3 protein-coding genes are annotated in these 6,405 nt (G+C 43.1%); 2 read left to right on the top strand and 1 reads right to left on the bottom strand.

Annotation, left to right across the window (positions count from 1 at the left end):
* Window positions 1–4,895: phytase (locus H6G14_RS32575; RefSeq protein WP_242054350.1), on the bottom strand; the 4,895-nt coding region annotated here is incomplete at its 3' end.
* A gap of 499 nt (window positions 4,896–5,394) precedes the next feature.
* Between H6G14_RS32575 and H6G14_RS32570 the strand changes: the two genes are divergently transcribed.
* Window positions 5,395–5,637: an AbrB/MazE/SpoVT family DNA-binding domain-containing protein gene (locus H6G14_RS32570; RefSeq protein ID WP_190573065.1), complete on the top strand. Its 243-nt coding sequence runs from the start codon at window positions 5,395–5,397 to the stop codon at window positions 5,635–5,637.
* Window positions 5,637–6,077 carry a type II toxin-antitoxin system PemK/MazF family toxin gene (locus H6G14_RS32565; protein ID WP_190573067.1) on the top strand — a complete coding sequence of 147 codons (441 nt, stop codon included), beginning with the start codon at window positions 5,637–5,639 and terminating at the stop codon, window positions 6,075–6,077. The genes H6G14_RS32570 and H6G14_RS32565 overlap by 1 nt, the downstream gene beginning before the upstream one ends.
* The last annotated feature ends 328 nt before the right edge of the window (window positions 6,078–6,405 follow it).

Genomic DNA, 6,405 nt, shown 5'->3' with positions numbered 1-6,405 from the left:
TCTACACCAATGAAGACTTGATCGTTACCATTGCCAGTAGAGACAGAAGCATCACTGCCTACAAATACCGTATCATCTCCGTTGCCCGTGGAGATAGTATTATTCCCTGGAGAATCTACCGTATCTGCACCATCACCAGTGAATAATATTTGACCAGGCTCCGCCGTAATATTATCACTACCAGAGGAGCCAAACTGAATATCTAATGGTTGTGTGACTGGTAAATTATTGGGGAGTTCCAAAAGAGCCAGTCTCTCCGGTAGAGCCGCAACTCTAATGCTAATTGTCCCATCGGTATTGGTGGTAGTTCCCGTGACACCGAAATCGTTGTCATTGAGTAGGGCGAGAGTATTCGGTGCGACGAGTGCTAGTCCTTCCAATTTACCCACGCTGGTGTAACCCAGTTCAGCCGCATTGGCGATGAGACTCTTACTCACAGGGGTAATATTAGCAGCAGTTAACTCATCTGGTGTCAGTTGTTCAATTGTTTTACCACTAGGCAAGCTATAGTTAGCAAAATTATTGATATTGGTAGCACCCGCTAAATCAATTAGAAAAATTAATTTATTAGCGTCGGCGGTTTCACCATCATCGCGCTCAACTACAGCGAATTTGCCGTTACCCAAGGAAACTGCATCACCAATTTTGTCAGTATTTGGTAGACCTTCGAGTAAATACAAATATTCGGCTGTTACCTGCTTGCTGACAATATCAAATTCCAGAATCCTCAAGTTGCGGGAACTGCGAGAAACACTATCATCACTATTATCAGGGTTATCAATGGGACTTTGAATAAAGGCGTAAAGTTTGTTACCTTCCAGCGCCACAGCTTCAAATCCGCGATTATTGCGGCGTTGGGCGTAAACTTCTGGTAATACTTCCGTCCCAAAAGTGCCGGTTGGTTGGTCGGGATTGGGTGCGGTTGCAGTTCCTCTGGGAATGAAGCGATCGATTAAGGAGCCATTACTATTAAAATGATAAATTGCTGGACGGTACTCATCCACAAGCCAGTAATCCCCATTTCTATCGACAACAATTCCCTCTAAATCGGCTCCCAAGGGGTCGTTAGATAAGATTTGGTTTTGTAAGTTAACGGGAATTTCATCAGTGTAGGCTGTGTTTCTCGCGCCAGCTTGCAGGTTGGGTAGTCCAGTTAAGGGTGTTGTCCCATCTTGGCGGAACAATCCGGTTCTTTGGGTAATGGTGATTTCGCCTGTAGCGCGGTTGAGTTCAAAGCTGATAATTTCTGGTTGGAAGTTGGGTAAAGCAAATGGTCTATTTGCACCGATGTTTTCACCATTGGGGCCTCGGTCTGTATGGGTGAGGAATTTCAAGTTACCGTTAGCGGCGATACCTTGGAAGTAAAGCCCAGAGAAACCACCAAGGAAAATATCTTGACCTGCGGAAGTTGTTCCTAATTTGGGTAGGTTATCAAAATCGTAGATAGTCAGTCTGGCTTGGGCGACGGGATTACGAGGGTCGTAACTGGTGGTGTCAATGTCTAGGGGTTGAGAAAAAGCATTGGCGATATTTTCCCAAGGTACTAGCTTGAAGTTAGCGTTAACATTTTCACCATCAACTACGTTGGCTGGTTGGTTGTCACCATCTTGGGTAACGAACAAACCAAAGGGGAAATTAGCTCCTAGTGGGACGTTAACTACATCTGCACCATCAGACTCTTGCACACTGTCGATCGCTCCATTATTCCCCACACCGAAACTACCGATATAATCGTTGTTACCCTCCCTGGTATAAGCAACAAAGGTGTTTTCACCTTGGCTTGATGCTAGTAAGTAACCTGTGCCATTTTCGCCATAGTAAATAGTTAAACCTTCTACATCATCTGTTAGGTAGGAACCGCCCAAATCTTTAATTGTGTCTATTAGCCTACCTGTATTCCCACGGTTCGGTTCGGCTTCGTATTTCCAAATACCGACATTCTCTTGTCCAATGTAGAGGAAACCAGTTTCTTGGTCTACCACCATCCCTTCAGTTTGGGGGTCAATTCCCGCGTCGGTGGGGATGGTGAACTGTCGGACTAATTGCGTCCCAATTTTGCCATTACCTTGGTCTATGAGTTTTAACTGGGCGATGTCTCCAGTTTCACGGCGATTGACAAAGACGTAATAATCATTAGTGATGGGGCTACGGTACAAAGCTAGACCGTAAGCGCTGCGGGAAGAAGAAGAATAGGGCGGTGCGAAGGGTGCGCCTTGAAAAAGAGTCCCAAGATTACTGTCGGTGATGTTTTCTAAATATTGACCGGGAGTGCTGGGGTTGGGGTTAATTTTGAAGAATACCAGCTTATCATTTTGGCGATCGCTCGCTACGGCTATATCTATAGATTGACCACCTAATTTGAAGCCGTATTGTAAATCTACGTTGTTGTAGCGAATACCGCCAGGATTAACACTCTGCAACAAGTTCCCTGACAAGTCATAAACCCGCAATCCCGCATTTTTCACCGAAGTTATGACAAGGCTAGCATCGGGATTCGTTGCATTCACATAAATTGCTGGGTCATCAGCATCAGCATTTTGGTCAATCACCGGAATTGACGGATTATCATCGTCAAGTAAATCAGGGCGAGTTTCTACTGTCGGCGTAACTGTAGGAACTATCTCTGCACTCAAGGTAAGAATTTGCGTAAATTGCGTACTGCTAAAGTTGTTATCACTAACCAACACAATCGATTGGCTACCATCAGCTAGTTTGGGGCCGAAGCTAATACCCTCAATGTTGTCTGTACCATTGGGTAGGTTGAGGTCATTGAGATTCAACAATAGGCGCTTTTGGGCGGGTTGAATGGCACTAAATTCTGTGGAGTTCAGACTATCGAGAGAGTTAATGGTGCTAATATCAGTTGCACCTTGCAGAGAAATTTCGTAGATTTTGATCGTATTCCCCACCCCTTGAGCAAAGGAACGTTCCACCGCCAGCAAAGTACCACGGTTATCAATCGCTAGCAAATCTACCAAACCATTATCACTAAAGCCTGTAACTGGATTTGGTGATGCAGCGATCGCATCTGTAATATAGAGATATTCTTTCTCTGGGTGACCACTGACTAAGTTATATTGCAGAATCCGCGAACGGCTACCACTAGTGAGAGAAGCCCTAGCACCATCTTGGAGGAGTGCGTTTTCTGTCGCGGTGAATAGGGTTTTTTGGTCTGGTGTGATGGTGAGGCTTTCAAAGGCTAGGTTATTACGAACCCCAGATGTTTGGGTATCACCTGCATCAACAACACCGTTGTTATTGGTATCCTGTATAACAGGAAGAAACTTAGTCGGTACAAAAAGCGATCGCACTTCTTGACCTGTTGTTAAAGAAAACTCTCTAATAAAGGGATTCGTTACCCGACCAGCGCTAGGATTAGCCTCACCTTCCGAAGAGATAAATACAGTGCCGTTATTAGTTAAAGCGATACCTTCTGGGTCAAGGCTATTTAAGGCGAAAGTATTACCATTGCTATCTTTGAGAGTGATAACATCAATAAAAGTTACATCTACGTTGTTGGTGAAAGTATAAAAACGAGCAGGGGCAAATTGAGAGCGATCGTCAGAGATGGCATAGTAACTGTTGTTAGCAGCATTATATGTAACACCAGACAACCCACCTACGGGAGCTTCCACCCCATTAACTACCCCAGCTGCACCAGTAGGAATAAAGCCTGTGGAGAAAGTTGTTTGTCCTTGAAACTCCAACTCAGTAATAGTTCTACCCGCTTCAGTCGCCCCCACCTGCACATCTACCGACACCAAGCGATGGTCAGAACTGGGGAAAGGAAACGTTCCCACTGGGGGAAATGTGGGATCATTACTTAAAGGCCAAAAAACTTGTGAATTAGTAATCTGCAAATCCGCAGAAGGTAAGACATAATCTGAACGCAAGTTTCCCGGTGTGGTATCAGCAAAATCGGCTGTGTCGAAACTAGGATTACCTTGATGGTTGTTATTTGCTCCCCCTTGCAAGCCTGACTGTTGCGCCGCGCCAGGACTGCTGGGAATGGCATTAGTATTGATCCCAGGATTTTGTAATAGTTGCAGAATAGCGTCGTCAAAACTATCCCCATCGTAGGGGTCAGCATTTTGATCACCCATAATCACGAAGCTCGACCCCGCAGCTAAACCGCCAGTTTCCCCAGCATCATCATAAATATAACCACCTTCACCAGGGGTAATATAGTCTGCCCAAAAACGAATTTCGTCATGGTTGCGTTTACCGTTGCGGTCTTCTGCACCATCAAAAACTGGGGGTGTAGGGTGACTAACTAGGACATGAACTGTTTCACCATTCACCAAAATTGGTACATCCCAGTGGCTTTTAGAAGAGAGGCGCAAAACCGCTTGTTCTTCTGGTGAATACCAAGGTGTTTGTGAACCAGGACTCTGGATAGTAGATAATAAAGAATCTGGCATATCCTTCCATAAGAAATTTTGGAAGGTGCGGATATTAGCCGTATCAATCGGGTATTTGGATAAAAGCAACATCCCGAATTGACCAGGGAAATTACCAAAACCAAAAGCATCATCACCATATCCTGGTGCGCCTGGAGTGGTTACAGCTACACCGTTATTGTTCAAGTCAAACCCAGAAGCAATACCTGTATTCGAGGGAGCAATGTAAACATAAGAATAATTAACAGGCGTTGCACCATTTTGGCTCACACCTAGATAATTTTGTTGGAATAGTTGAACCGCTTCTAAAGGATTCTCGCTATCGTAGTCAAACTCATTAATTAGCAACACATCCGGGTTACTGCGTTGGATGATTTCCGCCACAGCCTTTGCTTGAGCATTATTTGGGGTAGATAAATCACTGACTAACTGACCTTCAGCGTTACGGTTGAGAGACGCGTTAAACTGGGAAAAGCGGACTGTAGTATTTACCATAAGTTTGTTTTCAATTACATCCAGAGTTTGGGGTGTTGCTACACCGATAAAAGATTGAATAATGCACAAACTGACCCAAAGTCCGAAGCGTTGGGAATTTGGAGTGTAAATGACATTATTTTTGGCAGCAAAGCAAAATCAACTGCAAAGATGCAGTTTACAGTTAGAGAAATCAGCTAAACTTGGGAGATAGGTGATGACCTAAGGCGATCGCTCACTCTCAACCAAAAACCAGGATATATGCCATAAAATGGCTACATACCCTGGCCTCAAACTATCCCAGCTAGGTTAAGAAACTGCTAGCAAAAGATTAAAACTAAGAAACAAACTAAGAAAAAATTCTTTGATTTAGCTTACTTTTTCTAGAGGGTGTTGACACCCCTTGTTTTTTTATGTATCTTCAAAGTATATACGTAAGACAAACAATTATTGAAAATATTTCGCTGCGGAAACACAAAATTGGGCGTATAAATCGCTAATACAGCGTTGGGAGAAGATTATGACAGCAGTTGTAGCTAAATGGGGAAACAGTTTAGCTGTTAGGATTCCTAGATCGATAGCTGAACAAGTACACATAACTGAAGGAACAGATATCAATTTTAGTGTTGAAGGCAATAGCATAGTAATTACACCAAAGAGACGAAAAAAATATACGCTTGATGAGTTACTTGAAGGGATGACCCCTGATAATTTTCATCCAGAATTTGAAACAGGTGACGCTGTGGGGAATGAAGCTTGGTAGTGAAGCCGCCTTACTTTCCCGATAGAGGAGACATTGTTAAATTAGAGTTTGGCTCTGCACAACAGTTCACGGCTGAATCAATTCAGCGTGTATTTACCCTTCGTAATTCCGGAATGTCATTTGATGATATTGCCATAACACTAAATAACGAGCTACAACAACAAGGGCGTGAGCAAACTGGCTATCGCCCTGTTCTTGTTATATCTCCAATTAAGTACAATCAAATGGCTTCTTTAGTTTTAGCTTGTCCTATAACTACTAACCCAAAGGGGCTTAAGTTTGAAGTTCCCCTTATTGAAGGAATGAAAACAAAAGGGGTTGTGTTAGCAGATCAAATTAAAACACTAGATTGGAAAGCTAGAAAAGTAAAATTTGTTGAAAGTGTAACAGAAGATTTAATAGAAGAAGTACAAGCAAAACTCGAAACATTAATTTTATAGAAAAAACAATTGTGTTAATTACGAGTTGAATGCCTTACCCTCATTGCATTTTGACCTGATGTCGTCATACCCAATATATGACGACATCGAAGCGAAAGCACCGACCATAAGGCACTCGTGAGGGGTTAGATTAAAGTGTATTTTGTCAATGAGCTAAAATACTTAAACTTATCTAAATAAAAATGATAATCATGTGGTGGGGAGGGGGAGGAGGCGAGCGACGCTCGCCTCCTCCCCCCTCTTTTCGATTATCATTATCATTAAAATTTTTAGCAGATAAAATATGGAACGAAAAAGCATTGTAACAACACAATAACTTGGGAAGAAT

The organism is Nostoc parmelioides FACHB-3921 (genome assembly GCF_014696625.1).
In the GTDB taxonomy this organism is placed as follows: Bacteria; Cyanobacteriota; Cyanobacteriia; order Cyanobacteriales; family Nostocaceae; genus Trichormus; species Trichormus parmelioides.
Note: the sequence above shows the minus strand (reverse complement) of the source record. Positions and strands in the feature narration are given on the sequence as shown.